22 protein-coding genes and 1 pseudogene are annotated in these 20,298 nt (G+C 34.8%); 18 read left to right on the top strand and 5 right to left on the bottom strand.

What is annotated here, in order from left to right; all coding sequences use genetic code 11:
- The first annotated feature begins 29 nt into the window (after nt 1–29).
- Nucleotides 30–950 carry a DMT family transporter gene (locus tag NP781_RS17545; RefSeq protein WP_257520451.1) on the top strand — a complete coding sequence of 307 codons (921 nt, stop codon included), beginning with the start codon at nt 30–32 and terminating at the stop codon, nt 948–950.
- A 76-nt stretch (nt 951–1,026) separates the two neighbouring features.
- Here NP781_RS17545 and NP781_RS17540 read toward each other — a convergent pair whose 3' ends face one another.
- Entirely contained in the window at nt 1,027–1,605 is a 579-nt protein-coding gene (locus tag NP781_RS17540) for a DinB family protein (protein ID WP_257520450.1), read from the bottom strand.
- Between the two features lie 108 nt (nt 1,606–1,713).
- On the opposite strand from NP781_RS17540, the gene NP781_RS17535 reads away from it, so the two are divergent.
- Nucleotides 1,714–2,211: a GNAT family N-acetyltransferase gene (locus NP781_RS17535; protein ID WP_221681229.1), complete on the top strand. Its 498-nt coding sequence runs from the start codon at nt 1,714–1,716 to the stop codon at nt 2,209–2,211.
- 420 nt (nt 2,212–2,631) lie between these two features.
- Here NP781_RS17535 and NP781_RS17530 read toward each other — a convergent pair whose 3' ends face one another.
- Complete coding sequence (locus NP781_RS17530; RefSeq protein ID WP_004228185.1) at nt 2,632–2,787, bottom strand: YvrJ family protein; 156 nt, start codon at nt 2,785–2,787, stop codon at nt 2,632–2,634.
- Between the two features lie 173 nt (nt 2,788–2,960).
- Between NP781_RS17530 and NP781_RS17525 the strand changes: the two genes are divergently transcribed.
- The gene (locus NP781_RS17525) at nt 2,961–3,509 is read left to right on the top strand and encodes a sigma-70 family RNA polymerase sigma factor (RefSeq protein ID WP_257520449.1); all 549 of its coding nucleotides are present in this window, start codon (nt 2,961–2,963) and stop codon (nt 3,507–3,509) included.
- 3 nt (nt 3,510–3,512) lie between these two features.
- A complete protein-coding gene (locus NP781_RS17520) occupies nt 3,513–3,704 on the top strand; it encodes a hypothetical protein (RefSeq protein WP_221681231.1) in 192 nt (63 codons plus the stop codon).
- A 50-nt stretch (nt 3,705–3,754) separates the two neighbouring features.
- Here NP781_RS17520 and NP781_RS17515 read toward each other — a convergent pair whose 3' ends face one another.
- Both NP781_RS17515 and NP781_RS17510 read right to left on the bottom strand, forming a co-directional pair.
- Nucleotides 3,755–4,654 carry a 3-hydroxyacyl-CoA dehydrogenase gene (locus NP781_RS17515; protein ID WP_257520448.1) on the bottom strand — a complete coding sequence of 300 codons (900 nt, stop codon included), beginning with the start codon at nt 4,652–4,654 and terminating at the stop codon, nt 3,755–3,757.
- Between the two features lie 288 nt (nt 4,655–4,942).
- A complete protein-coding gene (locus NP781_RS17510; RefSeq protein ID WP_221681233.1) occupies nt 4,943–5,575 on the bottom strand; it encodes a LexA family protein in 633 nt (210 codons plus the stop codon).
- 306 nt (nt 5,576–5,881) lie between these two features.
- Between NP781_RS17510 and NP781_RS17505 the strand changes: the two genes are divergently transcribed.
- The 12 genes from NP781_RS17505 to NP781_RS17450 all read left to right on the top strand — a co-directional run bounded on the left by NP781_RS17505 (nt 5,882) and on the right by NP781_RS17450 (nt 18,903).
- The gene (locus NP781_RS17505; RefSeq protein ID WP_221681234.1) at nt 5,882–6,280 is read left to right on the top strand and encodes an ECF-type sigma factor; all 399 of its coding nucleotides are present in this window, start codon (nt 5,882–5,884) and stop codon (nt 6,278–6,280) included.
- 371 nt (nt 6,281–6,651) lie between these two features.
- Nucleotides 6,652–6,960, top strand: coding sequence for a hypothetical protein (locus tag NP781_RS17500; RefSeq protein WP_221681235.1), 309 nt, complete (start codon nt 6,652–6,654; stop codon nt 6,958–6,960).
- A 247-nt stretch (nt 6,961–7,207) separates the two neighbouring features.
- Nucleotides 7,208–7,549, top strand: coding sequence for a hypothetical protein (locus NP781_RS17495; protein ID WP_221681236.1), 342 nt, complete (start codon nt 7,208–7,210; stop codon nt 7,547–7,549).
- A 25-nt stretch (nt 7,550–7,574) separates the two neighbouring features.
- On the top strand, nt 7,575–8,150 hold the full coding sequence (locus tag NP781_RS17490; protein WP_221681237.1) for a major tail protein: 576 nt from the start codon (nt 7,575–7,577) through the stop codon (nt 8,148–8,150).
- A gap of 207 nt (nt 8,151–8,357) precedes the next feature.
- Nucleotides 8,358–8,672, top strand: coding sequence for a phage tail assembly chaperone G (gene gpG / locus NP781_RS17485; protein WP_221681238.1), 315 nt, complete (start codon nt 8,358–8,360; stop codon nt 8,670–8,672).
- Between the two features lie 190 nt (nt 8,673–8,862).
- Nucleotides 8,863–12,207, top strand: a complete 3,345-nt coding sequence (locus NP781_RS17480) for a phage tail tape measure protein (protein WP_257520447.1) — start codon at nt 8,863–8,865, stop codon at nt 12,205–12,207.
- Nucleotides 12,207–13,067 (top strand): phage tail family protein, encoded by an 861-nt coding sequence (locus NP781_RS17475; protein ID WP_255601290.1) that lies wholly within the window; start codon nt 12,207–12,209, stop codon nt 13,065–13,067. The genes NP781_RS17480 and NP781_RS17475 overlap by 1 nt, the downstream gene beginning before the upstream one ends.
- A gap of 12 nt (nt 13,068–13,079) precedes the next feature.
- Complete coding sequence (locus tag NP781_RS17470) at nt 13,080–14,507, top strand: autotransporter outer membrane beta-barrel domain-containing protein (RefSeq protein ID WP_221681240.1); 1,428 nt, start codon at nt 13,080–13,082, stop codon at nt 14,505–14,507.
- Nucleotides 14,508–14,937: 430 nt separating this feature from the next.
- Complete coding sequence (locus tag NP781_RS17465) at nt 14,938–16,053, top strand: siphovirus ReqiPepy6 Gp37-like family protein (protein WP_221681241.1); 1,116 nt, start codon at nt 14,938–14,940, stop codon at nt 16,051–16,053.
- Between the two features lie 89 nt (nt 16,054–16,142).
- Nucleotides 16,143–16,547, top strand: coding sequence for a phage holin family protein (locus NP781_RS17460; protein WP_221681242.1), 405 nt, complete (start codon nt 16,143–16,145; stop codon nt 16,545–16,547).
- On the top strand, nt 16,544–17,212 hold the full coding sequence (locus tag NP781_RS17455; RefSeq protein ID WP_257520446.1) for a M15 family metallopeptidase: 669 nt from the start codon (nt 16,544–16,546) through the stop codon (nt 17,210–17,212). The genes NP781_RS17460 and NP781_RS17455 overlap by 4 nt, the downstream gene beginning before the upstream one ends.
- Before the next feature lie 629 nt (nt 17,213–17,841).
- Nucleotides 17,842–18,903: an S-layer homology domain-containing protein gene (locus NP781_RS17450; RefSeq protein WP_257520445.1), complete on the top strand. Its 1,062-nt coding sequence runs from the start codon at nt 17,842–17,844 to the stop codon at nt 18,901–18,903.
- Between the two features lie 39 nt (nt 18,904–18,942).
- Here NP781_RS17450 and NP781_RS17445 read toward each other — a convergent pair whose 3' ends face one another.
- The gene (locus NP781_RS17445) at nt 18,943–19,629 is read right to left on the bottom strand and encodes a ZIP family metal transporter (RefSeq protein ID WP_257522549.1); all 687 of its coding nucleotides are present in this window, start codon (nt 19,627–19,629) and stop codon (nt 18,943–18,945) included.
- Between the two features lie 206 nt (nt 19,630–19,835).
- Here NP781_RS17445 and NP781_RS17440 point away from each other — a divergent pair.
- Together NP781_RS17440 and NP781_RS17435 are read left to right on the top strand one after the other, a co-directional pair.
- Nucleotides 19,836–20,065: pseudogene (locus tag NP781_RS17440) on the top strand (glutathione-dependent formaldehyde dehydrogenase); the annotation flags it as partial.
- Nucleotides 20,028–20,183: a hypothetical protein gene (locus NP781_RS17435; RefSeq protein ID WP_257522578.1), complete on the top strand. Its 156-nt coding sequence runs from the start codon at nt 20,028–20,030 to the stop codon at nt 20,181–20,183. The pseudogene NP781_RS17440 and the gene NP781_RS17435, both read left to right, overlap by 38 nt.
- Nucleotides 20,184–20,298: the final 115 nt, after the last annotated feature.

The following is a 20,298-nucleotide window of genomic DNA, read 5'->3' as shown; positions in this document are numbered from 1 at the left end:
ATGAATAGACATCCTATCAGGAGGAATCTATGGGAGTTATAGTTGAAAATAAACGTAATCTATATGCAATAGGGGTAATAAGTTTACTATTGTCAGCCATTTTAACGTCTATTAGCCAAGTGTATTACTCGAACCGTGTACAAGCCGTGCATCCATTTCTTTTCACCGGTATTAGTTTTTTTCTCACGACTGTCTTCTTTCAATTAATCACAAGTAAGCAAAAGGTAGAGCCCTGCTGGAAAGAGGCACGTTCATCATTATGGAAGTTAAACGGTGCTTCCATATTAGCCTTTATGGGGTTTTACTTTGCATTAAAATATATTGAACCAGCGATAGTGAGCTCTCTTGAAATGGGACTAGGCCCCTTGTTTGCATTGCTACTTGCAATACAGCAGAATAAACGAGTGATACATGCACAGTGGGGTATTGCAATTGGCATATTTGCAGCTAGTTTATTACTGATTGGTGCTATTTTTACAGGGAAATCGGCTGTACAAACATGGGACCAATCAAGTATTTTAGGAGTCGGTGCGAGCATATTGTGTGGACTTGGTGCGGTATTATGTACAGTCTATTCTAAGCAGCTCAGTCAATTAGGATGGACAAGCTCGATGATATTATCAAAAAGATTTTATGGTATCATTTTGCTTTCATTTATCGCTACATATGATGTCATGTTTACTTATTTGCTTGAAAACATTGGTTGGATTTTATTGATGACCGTCATCGGTGTTTTGATACCAATGTATTTATTACAGAAGGGTATTCAATATTGTGAAGTATTTTTAGTCATGATGTCATTGTGCTTTATTCCTGTATTCACCTTCTTTTTTCAGCTATTCGATACAAGGCTACAATGGTCAAATATTACGTTAATGGGTGTCTTATTACTGTTATTGTTTGGAATTTTAAGTGTAATTCTAGAACAAAGAGCTCGTAGCGTTTCCTAATGAAATTTTTCCATGACAAAGTTGCTATACTGAAAAATCCGGAGCCAGTTTTGATGGGCATAAAATCATATTGGCTCTATTTGATTTCTTTAATTGTACCTTTCAAATTCTTTTCTCCTAAAAGCCCTTCCATCCTATTAAAGTGATGCCTCTCATGAATAGCCAGCAACTGAATAGCTTGAATGAGATTAGGATAATGCGCAATGGGATCAGGAAAAACAATATGCCCTGCAACATCCTCGTCTATATTTTGTACTAACTTTTGCAAAGCAAGTGTCTCGTTGATAAGTAATTGCTCGATATCATAACTGTTTAATACAAAGCGTACTTTCTTAGGTGGAACTAAAATACCTGGTGCTCGCATTCCTTGTCCTTTTTTGGATTGATATTCTTCATAAATATCATGTATTTCAGTAGAGTATGGCTTGTTTCTTCGCCTTTTAGCGATAGGCATGAGGAATAAAGAATATTTGGTTGCTGTGTGGAGCATTTTGAGAATCAAATAAAGGTGATAAAAGTGTTCACCAATGGACCATTTTCCCTCACGTGTTACTCGCCATAGTTCTTCCTGTGAAAGTGAATGAATAGCTGGTAGATAGTGTGCTCGTTGTGCCTGTAATGTAAGAAAGTGTTTTGACATATTAGTAGATTCCATAGATTTTCAGCTCCCTTATTTCCATTTTAAGGATTACTGTTGTAAAAGTACATCAAATGCCAATCGTTATGGCCGATAAATAGGAAAAGTATGATAGGAGGAAAAGGCATGGAAATTAGACAATTAACAGCTGCAGATGCTGAGGTATATAGAGATTTAAGATTAGAGGGATTACAAACAAATCCAGAAGCTTTTGGCGCTAGCTTCGAGGAAGAAAAGGATTTGTCACTTGAGTCGTTTGCAAGTAGGCTCGAAGGACAGGGAACATTTACATTTGGGGCATTTGACCAGGAGGATTTACTCGGTGTGGCGACATTGGTGCAAGCAAATAAAATGAAGCTAAAGCATAAAGCGAGTATTTTTGCCGTTTATGTTTCTTCAAAAAAGCGGGGATTGGGCATAGGAAAACAACTAATGGTAGGGATCATCAATCAAGCAAAGTCAATAGTAGACGTCGAGCAAATTAATTTAACAGTTGTTTCTTCCAATGAATCAGCAAAAGGATTATACACATCGTTAGGTTTTCACGTTTTTGGAACAGAACGAAACGCCTTAAAAATAGGACAGCAATATTTTGATGAGGATTATATGGTGCTGTATTTCTAAAAATGCTAAAAAGCCTTTGAAGTATTCATCTTCAAAGGCTTCAATTTATTATGGTGAGTAGCAATGGAACAATGAAAAGAAAGCAAGGTATAAAAGAATCCCCGTGATAAAAAGAATAAGTAAAGCACTAACAATGCCTGCTTTCTTTATAAGAAACCATATACTTAGCATGATAATAATGACCGAAAATGTGGATGCGAGCCAAAATCCAAGAATCTCCAAGTATTCAAGCATAATGGGGAATGAATCGTGAAAGTAATTATACGGAATATCTAGCCTAAGAAAAGTGGTCAACAGAAGATCCATAAAATCCCCCCATCTACATATTTGTTCTTACATATATGGTATGCAGAAGCATCTTTAAGTCACACGGCAGCATCCTTTAAAAAGGATGCTGTCGTAAATTTTTTTATAGGTTTATTAATTTTCCCTTTTATCTAACAACTTCAGGATGATCGCTTCCAAATTTTCTATTTTCTTCTCAAAACGCATAAAGAGATAGATGGTAATGGCAATAGGGAAACCTGAATTACCTATTAGGTGAACCCACATTTGTATAGTTTCAACTGGTATCATAACATCTTCCTCCCTCATTATTGTGATGCTTACAGTTCTTAAAAGTGAACGTACGATTAATAAAATCAATATGAATGAATAAAATATAGAACATTTGTTCTGTTTTTGGTTTATAATAGATATATGATATTCACTTTAATGAACAAGAAGGCGAATATATAGGAGTGATGCGAATGTGTAATGAGTACAAAATTATAGAAGAGTTTTTTTACAGAAATAGAGAACAGGTTAAAAATCCAATTATCAGAAGTTTTTTGGCAGATGCACAAAATCTTTATTTGGTACAACATGCAATCTTATATCCCAATGATTATAATTTGAAAATGGTTGATGAAACATTTCAAGCTCATTATCAAAGGGTACAGAAAATAAAATATATCAGCAATTTAATTTATTTCTTTAGCCTGGATTTCGATAAAAAAAAGAGAAGATTGCAAAATCGCTTTTTATTAGTCGCAGATAGTGGTCTAATGGACGACGGTATAAGAGAAGAAGAGAGCGGAGAAGAAGGGTTATTAGAAAAAATTGAAAATGAACAGCTCTTTAAAGGTTTGCAAAAATTAACAGACAAGCAACTTCAAATTTTAGAAATGATTTATGTCAAAGACTATTCTATAAAAGTAATCGCTGAAACATTACAAACAACATCACAGAATATATCCAATGTTCATCAAAAGGCTTTAAAGAAGCTTCATCATATTATTAGAAAGGAGGAGATTTAGTAAATGCAGAACAATATGAATGAGGAGATGCTAATAATTATCCAAAATTTTACTCCAAAAATTAAGCAGTGTCTCCACCAAACAAGTTACCAGGATAGAGAAGACTTAGAACAGGAGATTAAATTGAAAATTATTGAAAAGCTGACAACGAAGGAATTTCAAAACACACCTAGTTTTTGGGATTTTTTTGTATGAATAAAAAAGAGCAATGCCCTTTTAAGAAGGACCATTGCTCTTTCTAATCATTAACCCTTTAAGAAATCTGATTTTGCAAAGCTTGGGTTTGGATATGTGTAGAAACCTTCACCTGTTGCGCGACCTAATTTACCTTTTTCGATGTACTCTGTTTTTAAGAGGTTAGCTAATTTTTTCATGTTTTCATCACCAGTGGCATTTGCTTTCGCTTCCACAATGTTATAGGCAGTGTTAATGCCAACGATGTCTAGAATAGCAAATGGTCCAAGTGGAGCGCCTGTACCAATCATCCATGTTTTATCGATTGTTTCTGGATCAGCCACTTCTTTTACAAGTAAAGATTCTGCTGCATCTAAAAACGGAACTAGTAATGAGTTTAAAATATAGCCAGGTTGCTCTTTATGCAATGGTAGTGGTACCATGCCGATGGCGCGTGCAAATTCAATCACTTCATCAAATACTTTCATATCTGTACCTGGGTGTTTCATAATTTCTGCAGTATTGTTTTTCCAGATCGTATTAGCGAAGTGAAGTGCTAAAAACTTCTCTGGACGGCCAGTTGCTTCAGCAAATTGGCTTGGTAGTAAAGTAGACGAGTTTGTTGCAAAAATTGTATTTGCTGGTGCTACTTTTCCAAGATTCGTGTAAAATTCTGTTTTGATGCTCACAACTTCAGGGATTGCTTCTATAACAAGATCAGCATTGGCAACGGCTTGAGCCAAGTCACTATTAAATGTAAGACGTGCATAGGCTGCATCCACTTCTTCTTGTGTAGCACTTAAATCTTGTTGATAAAGTGGTTTTAATTTGGTAATACGATCCTGTGCATTTTTTAACGCCTCATCATTAATGTCATACACTGTTACATTAAAACCTTTGAAAGCAGATTGATAAGCAATTTGGCTTCCTAATACACCACTACCTGCAACCGTAATGTTTTGATAATTCATCGAAATTCCTCCTTTGGAATTGTTACATTAATATAATAGTGTAGATATGTAGAAAATCCTTCGTTACAATTCCATACTACTTCTACCATTGAATAAAAATCAAATGAAAGCCTCTAATGTTATATGAGTATAAAAATGTGATAGCAAGTTAAAACTCTCTTATTGAAGTATGTGCGAATTTACATTAAAAATAAGTCCATAAAAAATTGTCACCCAATTGAGTGACAAGCTTAGTCTATAAAAATTTTTACTTTTTTCGTTAATTATTCATATTTAATGAATTCGAAATTATAATGTAACCTTAAAACTAATAGCTTTTCCGATAATTTTTGCAGGATTATTCTCATCCACTATATAAGGTTCGTGTTTGGGGTTATCTGGCATAAGTAAAATCATGTCACCTTGTTTTTTTACGCGTTTAAGAGTCGCTTCAGTATCACCATTTACAAGTACAGCAGCTATTTCACCGTATTCAACTTCATTCTGCTCTCTTATAAGAACTTTAGAGCCGTTTGGTATAGTTGGTTCCATTGAATCACCTTTAGCCACAAGAGCGAAAATATTACCTGTTGGCAGTAATTCTGAAAACTCATACATATACCCTTCTACATTTTGTTGTGCAATGATTGGCTCTCCACAAGCGATCACACCTAAAATTGGAATTTTTACAAAGTTAGGTTGTACTTCTATTAAGTTTGTTGGTTGCTCCTCTGTTAAATCGGAACGTCTTATATTAAAATAGTCTGCCATTAATTGTATTTTATCATGTCTAGGGTATGTACTAGCTTTCATCCAATTAGATACGGTTGTTTCAGGTATATTTAGTTCCCTTGCCATGTCTGTTTGATTTAAACCCTTCTTCTCTAATTGAAGTTTTAAGTTTTTTGAGAAAACCCTCTTTAGTTTATCCGAGTTATCCATATTTCATCACCTCCTTATTATGATAATACCGATAAAAAGTATTTTTGTAAATATTTTAATACCTTTTAAAAGTATTTTCTCTTGACTGTACCGTTTAAAGGTACTATATTGGAAATAACTTGTTAAATGGGTAATAGATTATTAAAAGTAATAGGAGGAGTTAGATGTGCAATTTTAATAAATATCATTGTAAAAAAAGAAATGGGAAGACATAAGTTGTTACTGTGTAATACCGTTTAAAAGTGTTTTAGGAGATGTGAAAATTAGAGGTAAAAATTCAGAAAGCTAAAAGGGTGGTTGTTAAATATGTACGAATGGTTACTAGATTATCAGCAAATTGAGGATGAAATTGCTTATTTGGAATATAACCTTGAGCGATCACAGAAAGAATTAAAACGATGGGTTACTGGAGATTTGGCTAGGGTAAAACTCACTGCTGAATCGGATGGAGCAAAACTAGAAGAGCGAATTGAAAGAATTGAACGAGAGTTGCAAGTTAAACTTGTGGAACAAAAAAAAATCTTGGATCTTATTGGAAAATTTAGTGGGTTGAATCATAAAATATTAAAATTAAAATATGTGGATGGAATGACATTAGAAGAAATAGCTGAGGTATTAAATTATAGTGCTAGTTATATTTACAAAAAGCATGCAGAAATTGCAAAGATGATTAAATTTGCACATGAAATTAAACTAACAAATTGATTTAGTTTTTCTTATTAATATATAAACAATGTGGTGACCACTTTTTATTAAAGGTGGTCTTTTCTATTGCTTCAATTTAAGCTTTCACTTAATTGACACCAACTAGATTGTATAGAAATGATTGATAATCCATAATATGATGGTAATATAAAAATTCGGTTAATTGAAGTGCTATATTAGCAGAGGATTTTTTTAGTATCTTTCCTTTTACTGACACTCAGATGATTGAATAGAAGGTATAGAAATTCCGTAATATGATGTTAATGTAGAAGTTTGTTATATGAAATTTTAACTTTACATGAATTGTGTTAGGTGAAGGCCACTCAAAATTGAGTGGTCTTTTCAAATACTCATAATAAGGGGATGATTGGATGGAAGTAATTTATGCAAAATGCAATAAATCATGTGGTTATAAATTCTATGTTCAGTCTTTTAAGAACGTGAGACTGAGCCATACGATTGAAAAAAACTATTTTACTTGCCCTAACTGTGGTCGGGAGTATGTTTGTTTTTACACTGATGATAATGTACGAAAACTTCAAGCAGAATTAAGGAAACTATATCTTGAAATGAGAAGGGTTAATGGTTTTCAGTATAGGAAGTTAAAGAAAATAGAGTCTGCTTTGAAACAAAGTATTTTTAACAGTATGACGGATATTAAAAATATGGTTGAAAGATAGCTAGTGAAAATAAATATTTTGAAAGGAGGTGAAAAATAGTGATTAAGAGAGAACGAATGAAAACGTCTACTGAGTTATTGTCAGTAGGCGTTTTTAGCTTGAAAAAAATCCACAATTGCAGAATGACTGTAGTTGAAATGATTCTTTATTTTAGGAGTTCAATATTTCATTCACTTAAGGGGAATATGTTCAAAATCTAGCATGGACTGAGTTTTTTTCATATTTCAAAGAGTTAGGAGAAATAAATATGAGGGATTTAATGAATCATATTCCTATTATTTTAGAGCCATTAGGTTTGCCTATCATCTTTAATGGATTTCCTAAAGAATCCGAAAAACCAAATCAATTCATCACTTTTTTAGAAATAAGTGCCAAGCCTATCTTTGTAGCTGGTGGAAACGAAATTGAAACTGAACGGATTGTCCAAGTTAATGTATGGTCCAACCTGAACTATCACCAGCTAGCAGAGAGTATCAAACATTTGATGGGAAATGCAGGATTTGAACGGATTCTAGAATATGATGAGCCTTATATTGTAGGCGAATCTCATAATAACAGGGTACTTCAATTCGTCTTGTGTGAAGAATAATAATAAAAATATGGAGGTCATGTAAATGACAATTTTAAATGAAAAACCACAAAAACTGAGCTTAAAACGAATTCATTATGCACTAATGACAAATGAACAAACAGAAACATGGGGTGAAGTTAAAACATTAACAATGCCTATTTCCATGACACTTACACCTAACTTTTCAGAAGCACATTTAGATGCAGGAGACCGTGTAGTAGATCAGGAAGCACAATTGGATTCTATTACAATTGCAGGGGAAACAGCTGATTTACCAACTGACGTCCTAGTAGATTGGTATGGGCATAAGAAGTCAGCAGAAGGTGGTATCATTACAAATGCAAATGATACACCTAATCCAATTGCAATTGGTTTTGAATCGGGTACTAAGCTTGTTTGGCTATTAAAAGCGAAATTGAAATTAGGTGAAGAAACAAATTCGACTCGTAAGAAAGGTGAAACAGGTTACAAAGTATATCCATTCGGTGGTGAAGCATTACCATTAATCGATGGCGTAATTAAACATACAGTAGATACACGAGATGCAGGGGTAACGGTGACAGCTGAATCATTCTTTGACTCTGTCGCAAAACCAAGTGAAACTGTTGTAACTCCTTAAATGAATAGGCTAGGACATAACTAATTGAGACCTTCATAAAGCTGAATAATCTCTAGATTAACAAAAAATAGTAATTAAAAACCGAACTATTCGAAACACTTCGTGAGCGTTTCAAAGGATAGTTCGGTAATTTTGTAGGTTAAAACACTTTAGTCCCAAGCCTCTCTTCCCTAATATAGAAAGTTACTAGAAAGGATGAATAATAAAATGCAAATTACTTTAAAAATTGATGGTCAAGAAAAACAATTTTCAAATGACTTTGTGAAAGCCCGAGTGTTTCGCAATGCGCTCAAAATGAATGAGAAAATGAGACAAGAAGGGAATGAAATTTCTGTTGAAACTTTTGATGAAATGATTGCCTTTGTTGTCAATGTGTTTGAGAACCAATTCACAATGGATGATGTTTGGGATGGGTTAGAGGCAGGAAGATTGCAAGATGAAATTATGCGAGTTTTTAATAGTGTTCTAAACATTGGAGGACTAGAAACAAAAACCATCGTAAATGATGAAGAGGGAAAGTAAGTGAAATAACTCCTTATCAACATATTAAATTATTTTATAGAAAATTGATAAAAGAGGGTTATAAACTACATGAGATTGACGAAATGGATATTCATTTTTGGTTTGAATTGTTAGTTGATGATGATGAAATAGAGGAAGTCACAGCTGATGAAATTTCCTGGTTGTGATGAAACAAAGGCGGTGATGAAATATGGCAGAAATCAGTGCTGTTGAGCTTAATTTAAATACATCGAATTTTAATGGCTCTATAGAACAATTAACTCGTAATTTGACAGCAATGGGAGCTGAATTAAGGGCATTACAAGCACTAGGTAATGAATATGAAAGTTCGGTGGAAGGTTTAGCAAATAAACAAAATATTCTTAGGCGATCAGTTGAAGCTGCAAATCTAAATTTTACGGAGCAACGTAGAAAGTATGATGAATTAATAGCCTCAGGTTCAGCAAATACCGAGGAAATAGAAAAACAGGCAATTGCTGTGAATGAAGCTCTTGTTGAATACAATCGTTTAAATACACAGCTAACAGAAGTCGATCAGCAATTAAGTGAGCAATCATCAAAATGGAATAAATTTCAGGAGCTTGGTGGAAAGTTAAAGACTGTTGGGGAAAGTATGTCTACTATTACAGCTCCTATCAAAGCTTTTGGTGTGTATGCCCTTAATGCTGCTGTAGATTTTGAAAGTGCTTTTGCCGGTGTACGTCAAACTGTGAACACTAGTGAGGAAAATTTTAAGAAGCTTGAAAGTGGAATCCGTAGTATGGCTAAGGAGCTTCCAGTAAGTGCTACTGAAATTGCTGGAGTTGTTGAATCTGCTGGGCAGCTAGGAATTGCAGAAGAGCATCTTATTTCATTCTCCCGTGCTGTTATTGATATGGGCAATTCAACGGGGATGACACGTGAACAGGCAGCAAAAGAGTTCGCTGAGTTTGCAAATATTGTAGGAATGGGGCAAGGAGACTTTGATCGATTAGGTTCCTCTATTGTTGATTTGAGTACTACTATGGGTGTTGCTGCATCTGACATTATGAAGATGGGAATGGGATTTGCTGAGCAAGCTTCTAAAATTGGTTTAACCGAATCTCAAATAATGGGACTAGCTGCTACTATGTCGAGCCTAGGGATTAACGCTGAAACTGGTGGAGCGGCTATGACTTCTGTTTTGCAAAAGATTCAAAAAGCTGTAGGAGATGGCGGTGAAAGCTTATCTGGTTTTGCTCAGGTAGCTAACATGACTAGTGCCGATTTTAAAAAGGCATTTGAAACAGACGCGGCCTCTGCTTTAGATGCATTGGTTAAAGGGTTAGCAGAATCATCTGAAGGTGGAGCTAACTTAAAAGATGTGCTTGCTGATTTAGGGGTTAATGGTGATGAAACTGATGTACTTTTGAGTATGGCTGGTGCTTCGGATTTACTTACATCAGCTGTTAATTCTTCTACTGATGCCTGGAAGGAAAATACGGCTTTATCTGATAAAGCAGCCGAGCGTTATCAAACGACAGAGTCTCAAATGGCTATAATGAAAAATCAGCTTGTAGATGTAGGTATAAGCATCGGAAATGTATTAATTCCCATTGTACAAAAAGTTCTTGATATTTTTGTGCCCTGGATCGAGAAGTTCAGCAGTTTATCTTCTGAAACACAAAATACAATTGTTATTATTGGTGGTTTAGCAGCCGCTATTGGCCCTTTATTAGTAGTTGGGGGAACATTAATTTCAAGTATTGGATCAATCGTGACTGCAATCGGTGGGTTTTCAATGGCAATTGGAGCAGCAGGTGGGGCTACAACGGCGTTAGGTGCTACATTAGCATTAATAATGAATCCTGTAGGCATAGCTGTTGCTGCGTTTGCAGGTTTAGGAATCGCAGCATATGCAGTAACTAAGAATCTTAATGAATCATCTATCCAAGTAGAAGATTGGAAAGATAAAGTATCTGAAGCCACTGCCGAGTCAGTAGGAAGCTTTTTGGAGTTATCAGATCAAGCGACAGTGGCACTTAATCAACTAGCGTGGTCTGGTCAAGCAGTCACACAAGAAATGGCAACAAATATGATAACCATTTATAGTGAGATGGGTGATCAAGTGTTAGCCGAAATGCAAGCTGATCATGCTCAAGAACTAGAGACCATGCAGAACCATTTTGCTTCAAGTAATGCTCTAACTGAAGAACAGGAAGCAAATATTTTAGCTCGAGTAGCACAAAGTCAAACAGAGCAACAACAAGCTATTACAGATGGAAAGGCTCGAATTACAGAAATTTATCAAAATGCTGCTGCTAATAATAGAACCATAACTGAAGCAGAACAACATGAAATTAATCTGATTCAACAAACGATGAAGGAGAATGCAATAAAGCATCTTTCAGATAGTGAAGTAGAGCAAAAGATTATTTTAGAAAGCTTGAAAAATGAAGCCTCAAAAATTTCAGCAGAACAAGCTGCTGAAGTTGTCCAAAACTCCTTGAAACAAAAAGAAGATGTTATTCGAGATGCTGAGGATCAATACAACGAAACATACAAGTGGGCAGTTAGACAACGAGATGAAACAGGTGCGATGTCTGCAGAAGAGGCCCAAGCTGTAATTGATGAAGCTGGTCGTAAACGAGATGAAACCATTAAAAATGCCGAGTCTATGCATCAGAAGGTTGTTAATGAAGCAAAACTCCAAGCTGAAGAACATGTGAATAAAGTAAATTGGGAAACTGGAGAAGTACTTTCTAAGTGGGAAGTTTTTAAAAATAATGCTTCAAAAAAATGGGATGATATTAAAGTAGGTGCTTCAAATAAATGGGAAGAAATGAAAACAGACACTATTCGGATATGGGAAGAGATAAAGGCTTGGCCTGGTAGGAAAATAGAAGAGATGAAATCCACAGTCGAAGACAAAATGAACGACGTCAAAAATAAAATCGAAACAAAGTGGAATGAGGCACAGTCATTTTTGAAAAATATTGAGCTCTCAAGTATAGGTAAAAACATTGTCTTAGGTTTGATTTCTGGAATAGGTGATATGTTCGGTAATGTCCGTAGGAAAATTGAAGAATTAGCAGGACTTATTCCAAACTGGGCAATGGAAATCCTAGGTATTAAATCTCCTTCGCGAGTATTTATGGCTATTGGAAGAAATACAATTGAAGGCTGGGAAATTGGTATGGCCGAGAGAAAAAATAATCTAAAAGGAGTAATGGATGACTTAACAGATAGTGTTGAAAATACAGTTCGAAAAAACCTTGATATTCATTGTCCTTCACCCATTATGAGTAATTTTGGTAGTGATATAGGCCAAGGGTTAATTTTAGGAATTGATGACATGGCAGGTAGGGTTGCAAATGCAGCACAGCGTTTAGCATTCAATATGGATGGTCAGCAAGGGATAAGTTCTTCCCACGCAACGTCGATTGATAGATCTCGCTCTTATACGAGTGGAGATACAAATATTTATATATACGATAGTCACCCTTCTCCTTCGGAAATTGCTCGAAAAAATAAACAAGTACAACGTCAATTAGCAATGGAATGGGGGATGATTTGATGATTGAAGAAGTTATTTTTACAAATGCTCGGGGGCAATCTATTAAATTCTCCAACCAGAAGCCCTTCTTGTTACAGTCCATAGAGGGGAAAGCTGATGTTAGTGCTGATATTCAAACACAATCAGCACCTTTTCAAGACGGTAGTACTTATATAGACAGCTACCTACAACAGCGTTCAGTAGCTTTAAATGTGTCAATATTAGCAGAAAATAATTTATCTATGATAAAACAACGGCAGTTACTTGTTTCTGTATGCAACCCTAAATTTGGTCTTGGAAAGCTCACTTACATTAAAGGAAATACAAAACGCGAAATTCAAGCTGTAGTTGAAAATGTACCCGTTTTTGGTGTTGGGAGAGAGAATAATGGAATAAGATTCCAACGTACTATTATTAATTTTCTGTGCCCGTCACCTTTTTGGCAGGAATTTTCTACTGAAAGTTATAAATTGGAAGACTTTGTTAGCAACTTTAGATTTCCTTTTTATTTCCCAGTACGTTTTGCAACAAGAGGTGACTCGAAAGTGCTAATTAATAATGGTGATGTGCCGACACCAATCGTAGTTGAGTTCAGAGGACCTGTTGAAAATCCCCAAATCACCAATATAACAACAGGTGAATTTATTCGTGTAAATCGAGAAATACCTACAGGTTACAAACTTTTTCTTGATACATCATTTGGCAATAAACAAGTTGAAATAGAGAGTCCCAATGGAGTTAAAGAAAATGCATTTCACTATATTGATTTACAATCTACCTTCTTTCATTTAAATGTTGGTGAAAATAGGGTTGCTTTTATAACGGATAGTGGAAATCCAGAGGTTTACGTAAAGTTTAAACAAAGATATTTAAGTGTATAAGGATGTGATGAAATGGCTGAAAAATATAAATTTTTTGATCCAGTACAAAGAGAAGATGGTACTTACGATAGGGAATACAGCGCACAAGAATTTACCGATTATTTTAAAACATTAATAAATACAGGCATTCTAAAGGCAGCTGGTAATCAATTACATGTTGCAGCAAATGGATCTAATATGATGACAACCATTGACACAGGGGTGGCATTTATATTAGGACGCTATTATGAAAATGATAGTTTAAAAGAATTACTTCATGATACAGAATCACTCGGTAATAGTCGTATCGACAGAATAGTTATTAGAATGGATTTAAGTACAGAGGCAAGATATGTAAAAGCGTTTATTAAAAAGGGAGTAGCTTCCGCAAAACCAGTTGCACCAGCATTAACCCAAACGGCCAATTTTTACGAGATTTCATTAGCACAAGTTAAAGTGATAGGTGGGCAAACTTATATAAATGCTAGTGATGTGACGGATGAGCGTGGTAGAGATACACTTTGTCCATGGGCAGGGTCTAACATTTTACCAAGCTTTAATGACAATGCTTTGAATATGCATATTAATGATGGTACGTTGCATATACCTTATGCCATTACAAGTGGCTTAACAAATACCTATACAGTACTAATTCCTAACGTTAATCAATACACAGAAGGTATGGCGATGTCTGTAAAGATTAACATTCAAAATACAGGGGCATCAACTATAAATGTTAACGGATTAGGTGCCAAAAATATAATAAAAGCAAATGGGAGCCTTCTTTCAGGTGGTAATCTAAGAACAAATAGTGTTTACACATTAAGATATAATGGGACGGCTTTTATATTACAGGGTGAAGGGGGGGGAGGAACTGCAACCTCAACAGATGTACTAGCGGGAAAAACATTTACCAATGATAATGGTGAAGTTACAGGGTCTATGATTAATCATGGTTCAAAAGGAACTATTATACCTGGTACTTTCAATCAAAGCATGGCTGCAGGTTACTATAACGCTTTTAACGTTTTAGGAGATGCGAACTTGATTGCGAGCAACATAAAAAAAGGTGTTAATCTTTTTGGTATAGCTGGAACTTCTGAAACTAAAATTGCGTATACTTCAGCAAATAGAACTGTGTCATCTGGCAACCCCACTATGCAAACATTTACTATAACACTAAACGCAGGCTTTACAATAAAGGCATATATAATCGTTATTAATTCCATATATTTCGGACCTTATACTCTTAGTGGAATCGGAGTTTTGGTAGACGGAGTAAAAAGTGGGACACTACAATTAGGTGGGATGGGATATAACAATCAAAATTGGCTATACGTTAGCAATGGAAGTTCGATTTCTGGAACCACATTAAACGGTTCTATTACTGTTAATGCAAACTACTCTGGGATAACAAGTGGACAAACAATTTCATTAGAAGCTATAGCTTGGGGGTTTTAATAATGAGTTTTAAACAGTTAGGTTGAAGAATATAGTATTCAGTATCAAATGGTACGCTTATATTGGATACAGGAGAATATGCTGGATATGATCATATGTTTTTAATGAAATAGAACATATAGATTTATCTTTTGGTGAGTTTAGAGAAGAATTTACAACTTGTCTCTCGTTTAGAGTAAATCCCCCAAACCCCAAAAATTGAGTTTGCCTATCAAAACCAGATTTATTTGAAAAGCCAATCGAACATTTAAAAGGATTAAAGATGAGAGAGAACAAGATCAACAACGTATATTAGATTTAGAATTAATGCTTGCAAAAGCAAAAAAAAATTTTAGCAAGATAATTTTTAGAGTAACACTATTGTATATTTTTGTATAAGAAGTAGAGGTGAGTAACTATAAAAAAGAGCATTCGAATATTATCCCTAAACATGGACATATTAGCTGAAATTGACAACTATGAGTCCATGTTTTTCAATCGTTCATGGTATGATGTAGGAACAATAGAATTGCGAATAAATCGCCATATAAAATACGCTAACACTTTATTAAAAGATAACCTTATTCTCATCGGAACAGATTTGAATAAGGTTTTTATTATTAAACATCGTGAAATTGAGTTAGATGCAAGTGGTAAAATTACAGAGAACTGGTTAATTAAAGGTTACTCTCTAAAATCGATTGTTGCTCAGCGTATTACCATTCCACCTACAAATAATGCATATGATAGTAAGACAGGTACAGCTGAAACTGTAATGAAACATTATGTGTCTCAAAACCTTGTGAATCCATCTAATAGTAAAAGAAAAATACCCCATTTGTTCATAAAAACGGATCAGCAACGGGGTGTGTATTTAAGTTATTCAACTAGATTTAAAAATTTAGCAGAAGAGATAAGCATTCTTTCTCTATCGAGTAAGTTAGGTTGGGATATAATACTGGATTTAAAAGATAAAAAATGGATATTCGATGTGATGGAAGGTAGGAATTTAACAGTAGGGCAATCAATAAATCCACCGGTCATTTTTTCACCTCAATTTGAAAGTTTAAAATCATTGCATTACACAGAAAGTGAATTAAATTACAAAAATCTAGCAATAGTTGCTGGACAAGGTGAAGGTGTGGATAGGCGAATTATCGAGGTAGGTGACTATTCATCAACAAAACGTCATGAAGTTTTTATTGATGCCAGAGATATTGCAGAAGTTGATGATAATCAGCAATTAATATCACATGAGAAAATTACTGAAGCTTTGGTTGCTCGTGGAAAGCAACAGTTAAAAGAATTCATGCAAGAAGAGTATTTGGAGGGACAAATACTAACTAATAGTCCATTTAAATATCAAAAGGATTATGACTTAGGGGATGTTATAACAATTCAAAATTCTGAATGGAATATTTCAATGGATGCACAAATAACAGATATAAAAGAGATTTATGAGACCTCAGGATTTAGCATTGAAGCAACTTTTGGAAACAACAGACCTACACTTATACAAAAAATTAAGCAAGAGTTTACTCAAATAAGTGGAGAGATAAGAAAATAACTGATATGAATAACTATTTTAGTACTTATCTTAAGGCCTTCCATACTTTTGTGTATGGAAGGCTTTTTCTACAAAAAGGAAGTGGTGTAGTGGAAAAATGGATAGCAACATGGGGTGGCTTTATTGGAACTCTTATCTCATATTCAGTAAATGGTTTAGGAATCGCAGTAACTGTTTTGATCGGATTTATGGCTATAGATTATATTACTGGGATACTATCAGGGATAGTCAATCATAATTTAAATAGTCGGATTGGTGTTAATGGTATCATTCGAAAAATCTATTATTTGATGTTGGTAGGCTCTATTTACTTATTAGCTTTTGTGATTCCAGGGATTGAGTATGCAGGTGACGGAGCAGCTATTGCCTTTTGCGTCCTTGAATTTATTTCAATTACGGAAAATGGAACAAAGATGGGGTTGCCAACACCAAATTTCATCAAAAATATTTTAGCAATTGTAAAAGATCATGCTGGAGAGGAGGACAGCAAATGAGCATAAATATTACAAAGGCTTGTAGAGATTTAGATCAGTTGCTATCAGTAGCACAAATAGCATGTCGATTATTATTTCAAGAATGCTATAAAGAAGGGATTAAAAATATTTTTATTACTGAAACATATCGTTCTCAGGAAAGACAAAATTACCTATATGCACAAGGTCGAACTAGACCAGGACAAATTGTGACTTGGACATTAAATAGTAATCATACATCACGACTTGCTTGGGATATTGCAATTGGTCCACCACAATCTTTGTATGATGAAGCTACTTTAAAACGAGTAGGAGTTATTGCTCGTAAGCTAAGTATTATATGGGGTGGAGATTGGACAGGTAGTATAGATCGACCTCATTTCGAGGTACCAATATCTTGGAAAATGCCAGCTAATTATAAATTTGAGGGACAAGTCATTATACCTAGTAGCAGTACAAAGAAAGTCCAATTAATTATTGGAGAAAGGAAGGAGGAGACAAAATTGCCTCAAGCATGGAACCCACATTCAGCAGCAATACGTACAGCAACGGAGAGCTTTATAGCACAAGCAATCAAAGAAGGGGTTATTCAAGAATCACATTTAAAAGATTTAAGGAACGGTGTGATGACAACTGATCACTTACTAGGTCTTTTTATTACCATTCAACAACGACGTGCCAAGTAGTTAAAATACCGCCAAATAAATGGCGGTGTTTTAACAGTAAATCCACATAGTAACAACCATTACCATTAGGAAATCTCATTGCATGTAATATTATGAGGTTAGGCCATGACATGGAATAGCCAGCTACTAGCTTCTGAAGGACAATATATCAATAGGTAAGCATTCGGAATCAATTCAGATAAAGTGTTCACTTTTTTCAGTGACCCGATTAATGCATGAATACATATAATCACCAATAGGGTAGAACCTAATAGCCAGCTGATTAATTTGATACCCAACTGCATACACGACCATTAAATTGAATTAGTTGGGTAGATCTTATTCAAGGAACGGTAAGCATTTTAAGCACCTATTAATATAAAGATAAAAAATATTTTAGAGCTAATCATACAATGTGAGAATATTTGTATTATGTATAGTTACATATTTTGTTATAAATGAGGGAATTACTCTATAAAAATTTAATCTGTTTCTTTATTGGATTCTTCACCATTCAAAAATAGAAATAGGGAAATTATAACATATTAAAATAGGACTTTTATATAATTATTGTATAATTCCCATATTTTTATAGATTTACAAACTGTTGTTTTAGTACACTGAATCTATGAATCGAAGGGGGAAAAACAGTGAAGAAAATAATGTTAGCTGGTGCACTGAGTATTGCATGTTTTACAGGAGGGTTTGGTGGACAGGCGTATGCACAGGATGTAGTAAATGTGGCAAATATAATTCATCCAAAGCAGAATGTTGCAGCCACTAATCAGTTACAAGCCATGCCCTATCAAGATATTTATAAAATGCTTTTGTTATCTAAAATAGGCTTTGAAAATAACGAAGTGTCGATTGTTACAACAAAAAATAGTATTACAGTAAAAATTTCATTAGAGGCGATTCTTCAATCGTACAAAGATGGTACAAACCTCTATTCAGAGGGAGAAAAAGAGTTTAAGGAAAACTATGAAGAACTGAAGAAGTTATTTGGGCAGGCAATTCAAATAAAAATTACACAAACTAGTAATGGCTATAAGAGTGAAGTATATACAGCTGGCAAATGGGAAGCAGTTAGTGCAGAAGATTTAAATGATATGGTACAGGTATTTGCCCGTGCCGACGTTGAGTTAAAAGCAGGTGGATATTTCAAGGATGGTATTGGTCATTGGGCTGAAAGCTATATTCAGTTACTATATCAAACAGATATCATTAATGGGACAACAGCTACTACGTTTAATCCAAATGGACAAGTGACGCGTGGAGAACTTGCGGCTATTATTTTCCGTGCATCTGGCTTAAATGTGAATGAAGATTATGAGGGTCCTGCATCTTATACTGATCTTAATGGTTTCTGGGGTGCTAAGGAAGTAGCGATTCTTGAAGAGTATGGCTTAATCGATATTTTCAATGGTGAAAAATTTGAGCCGAAAAAGCCCGTTACGCGAGAGGAAATGGCCTATATTACTGCTAGGTATTTAGAAGGTATGGAAGTGGATGTTGCGCAAGTGAGCAAAAACAATTCATTCACAGATAAAAATCAAATGCGTCAAGAAACAGTAGAGGCTATTGGTCTATTGCAACATCTAGGTATTTTAAATGGTACGAATGGTAAATTTAATCCAAAAGGTAATCTTACTCGGGCAGAGGTTTCTAAAATTTTAACGCTTACTTTAATGCTAGTTAGTGAAGAAGAATAAAAAGGAAAGGGATGTCTCTTGTGCGGAGACATCCCTTTGTTATTCAACAAGTATATGGAACATATAGCTTAGGAAATAACCTAGAAATAGATACATAAAAAATGCTTTAATTGAGACTTTCTGTAGCTGATGCAAAATGAATTCAGAAATACTAGCTGTAGCAATCAATCCTATCGAAATGCCCATTAAGATCCCTTGTACTTTGTCTGGTAAAGCCCAATACTGACCAAACCAGATGAAAATACTAAAGAAAATGGAGAAGATAAAGAAATAAATGAAAAGTCTCCAAAGCCTTTCACCTTGAGAGATAAGTGCAGTAGATAGAGCAAATCCCTCTGGAACATGGTGAAGAATAATGGAGGCTGTGAGAGAAATACTTAATGCAGCATTTCCAAGTAAATTTCCAACAGTGAGGCTAATAGGGATTGTATGGATAATCATAGCTAGTGTTAATAGTGAGATAGAGGGATTTTGTGTATGAGAAGCATGAAATAAGGTATCTAGTAGTTGAAAGATAAAATAACCAATAAAAATACCTAATATAATCCCAAATGATTGATAGATTTGAAAGGAAGAGGGGATGATATCTAGCACAAGCAGGCCTACTAAAAAACCTCCGCACAATAATGATAATCCCTGTGTTGTATGCTGAAATAGCTTAGAGAAAATCCAGGCAATCGCGCCCCCAATGCTCACACTGAAAAATAGAAAACCGCCAAGTATCATTGCACTCACCTGTAAAATTCCTCCGCCCTATCATCAACTTAATGTCTTTATCAAACTATATGCTAAGTAGAAATGAATATGCTTGACATTGATTTGCCTGCATAAAAACGATAATGATAAAGATGTGCATACTGCAGGTTAGCGAAGGAAAGAATAGAGTCGAAAATCTATGCTTTTGTGATGATACATGCAAAGGGAGTTTTGTCGTGAAAGCTGTAACATATCAGGGAATTAAAGATATAGAGGCCCCAACTATTAAAAAGAAGGACGATATTATTGTGAAAATTACTTCTACTGCTATTTGTGAGTCCGATTTGCACATTTACCAAGGATATTCCCCCACATAAGGATTATGTAGTAGGTAGGAGTAGCTGTGACAAAAGTGAAAAAGGGAGACAGTGCCATCTTGCCATTTAATGTATCGTTTAGAGATTGTAATAATAGAATCGACAGAAATCATTGCACATCAATTGCCATTAGAAGAAGCAAATAAGGCCTATGAAATATTTGGTGGACGGGAAGATAACTGTATAAAGGTGATTCTAAAACCTTAAATGGAGAGTAAGTATGCGCCTTTTTTTGGGGAAAAATAGGGAATGGTTTAAATTGACTGAATATTGGTTTAATTCTATACTTTTTAATAGAAAGGACTGATTCATCGATTTAGCT

It is taken from the genome of Lysinibacillus sp. FN11, assembly GCF_024628845.1.
Taxonomy (GTDB): Bacteria; Bacillota; Bacilli; order Bacillales_A; family Planococcaceae; genus Lysinibacillus; species Lysinibacillus capsici.
The sequence above is the reverse complement of the archived record's forward strand: the minus strand, read 5'-3'. Positions and strand labels throughout refer to the sequence as shown.

What these genes read in the sequence shown, in the direction of transcription:
- NP781_RS17545 (WP_257520451.1), top strand. Translation starts at nt 30, where the DNA reads ATGGGAGTTATAGTTGAAAATAAACGTAATCTATATGCAATAGGGGTA.
- NP781_RS17540 (WP_257520450.1), bottom strand. Translation starts at nt 1,605, where the DNA reads ATGGAATCTACTAATATGTCAAAACACTTTCTTACATTACAGGCACAA.
- NP781_RS17535 (WP_221681229.1), top strand. Translation starts at nt 1,714, where the DNA reads ATGGAAATTAGACAATTAACAGCTGCAGATGCTGAGGTATATAGAGAT.
- NP781_RS17530 (WP_004228185.1), bottom strand. Translation starts at nt 2,787, where the DNA reads ATGATACCAGTTGAAACTATACAAATGTGGGTTCACCTAATAGGTAAT.
- NP781_RS17525 (WP_257520449.1), top strand. Translation starts at nt 2,961, where the DNA reads ATGTGTAATGAGTACAAAATTATAGAAGAGTTTTTTTACAGAAATAGA.
- NP781_RS17520 (WP_221681231.1), top strand. Translation starts at nt 3,513, where the DNA reads ATGCAGAACAATATGAATGAGGAGATGCTAATAATTATCCAAAATTTT.
- NP781_RS17515 (WP_257520448.1), bottom strand. Translation starts at nt 4,654, where the DNA reads ATGAATTATCAAAACATTACGGTTGCAGGTAGTGGTGTATTAGGAAGC.
- NP781_RS17510 (WP_221681233.1), bottom strand. Translation starts at nt 5,575, where the DNA reads ATGGATAACTCGGATAAACTAAAGAGGGTTTTCTCAAAAAACTTAAAA.
- NP781_RS17505 (WP_221681234.1), top strand. Translation starts at nt 5,882, where the DNA reads ATGTACGAATGGTTACTAGATTATCAGCAAATTGAGGATGAAATTGCT.
- NP781_RS17500 (WP_221681235.1), top strand. Translation starts at nt 6,652, where the DNA reads ATGGAAGTAATTTATGCAAAATGCAATAAATCATGTGGTTATAAATTC.
- NP781_RS17495 (WP_221681236.1), top strand. Translation starts at nt 7,208, where the DNA reads ATGAGGGATTTAATGAATCATATTCCTATTATTTTAGAGCCATTAGGT.
- NP781_RS17490 (WP_221681237.1), top strand. Translation starts at nt 7,575, where the DNA reads ATGACAATTTTAAATGAAAAACCACAAAAACTGAGCTTAAAACGAATT.
- gpG (WP_221681238.1), top strand. Translation starts at nt 8,358, where the DNA reads ATGCAAATTACTTTAAAAATTGATGGTCAAGAAAAACAATTTTCAAAT.
- NP781_RS17480 (WP_257520447.1), top strand. Translation starts at nt 8,863, where the DNA reads ATGGCAGAAATCAGTGCTGTTGAGCTTAATTTAAATACATCGAATTTT.
- NP781_RS17475 (WP_255601290.1), top strand. Translation starts at nt 12,207, where the DNA reads ATGATTGAAGAAGTTATTTTTACAAATGCTCGGGGGCAATCTATTAAA.
- NP781_RS17470 (WP_221681240.1), top strand. Translation starts at nt 13,080, where the DNA reads ATGGCTGAAAAATATAAATTTTTTGATCCAGTACAAAGAGAAGATGGT.
- NP781_RS17465 (WP_221681241.1), top strand. Translation starts at nt 14,938, where the DNA reads ATGGACATATTAGCTGAAATTGACAACTATGAGTCCATGTTTTTCAAT.
- NP781_RS17455 (WP_257520446.1), top strand. Translation starts at nt 16,544, where the DNA reads ATGAGCATAAATATTACAAAGGCTTGTAGAGATTTAGATCAGTTGCTA.
- NP781_RS17445 (WP_257522549.1), bottom strand. Translation starts at nt 19,629, where the DNA reads ATGATACTTGGCGGTTTTCTATTTTTCAGTGTGAGCATTGGGGGCGCG.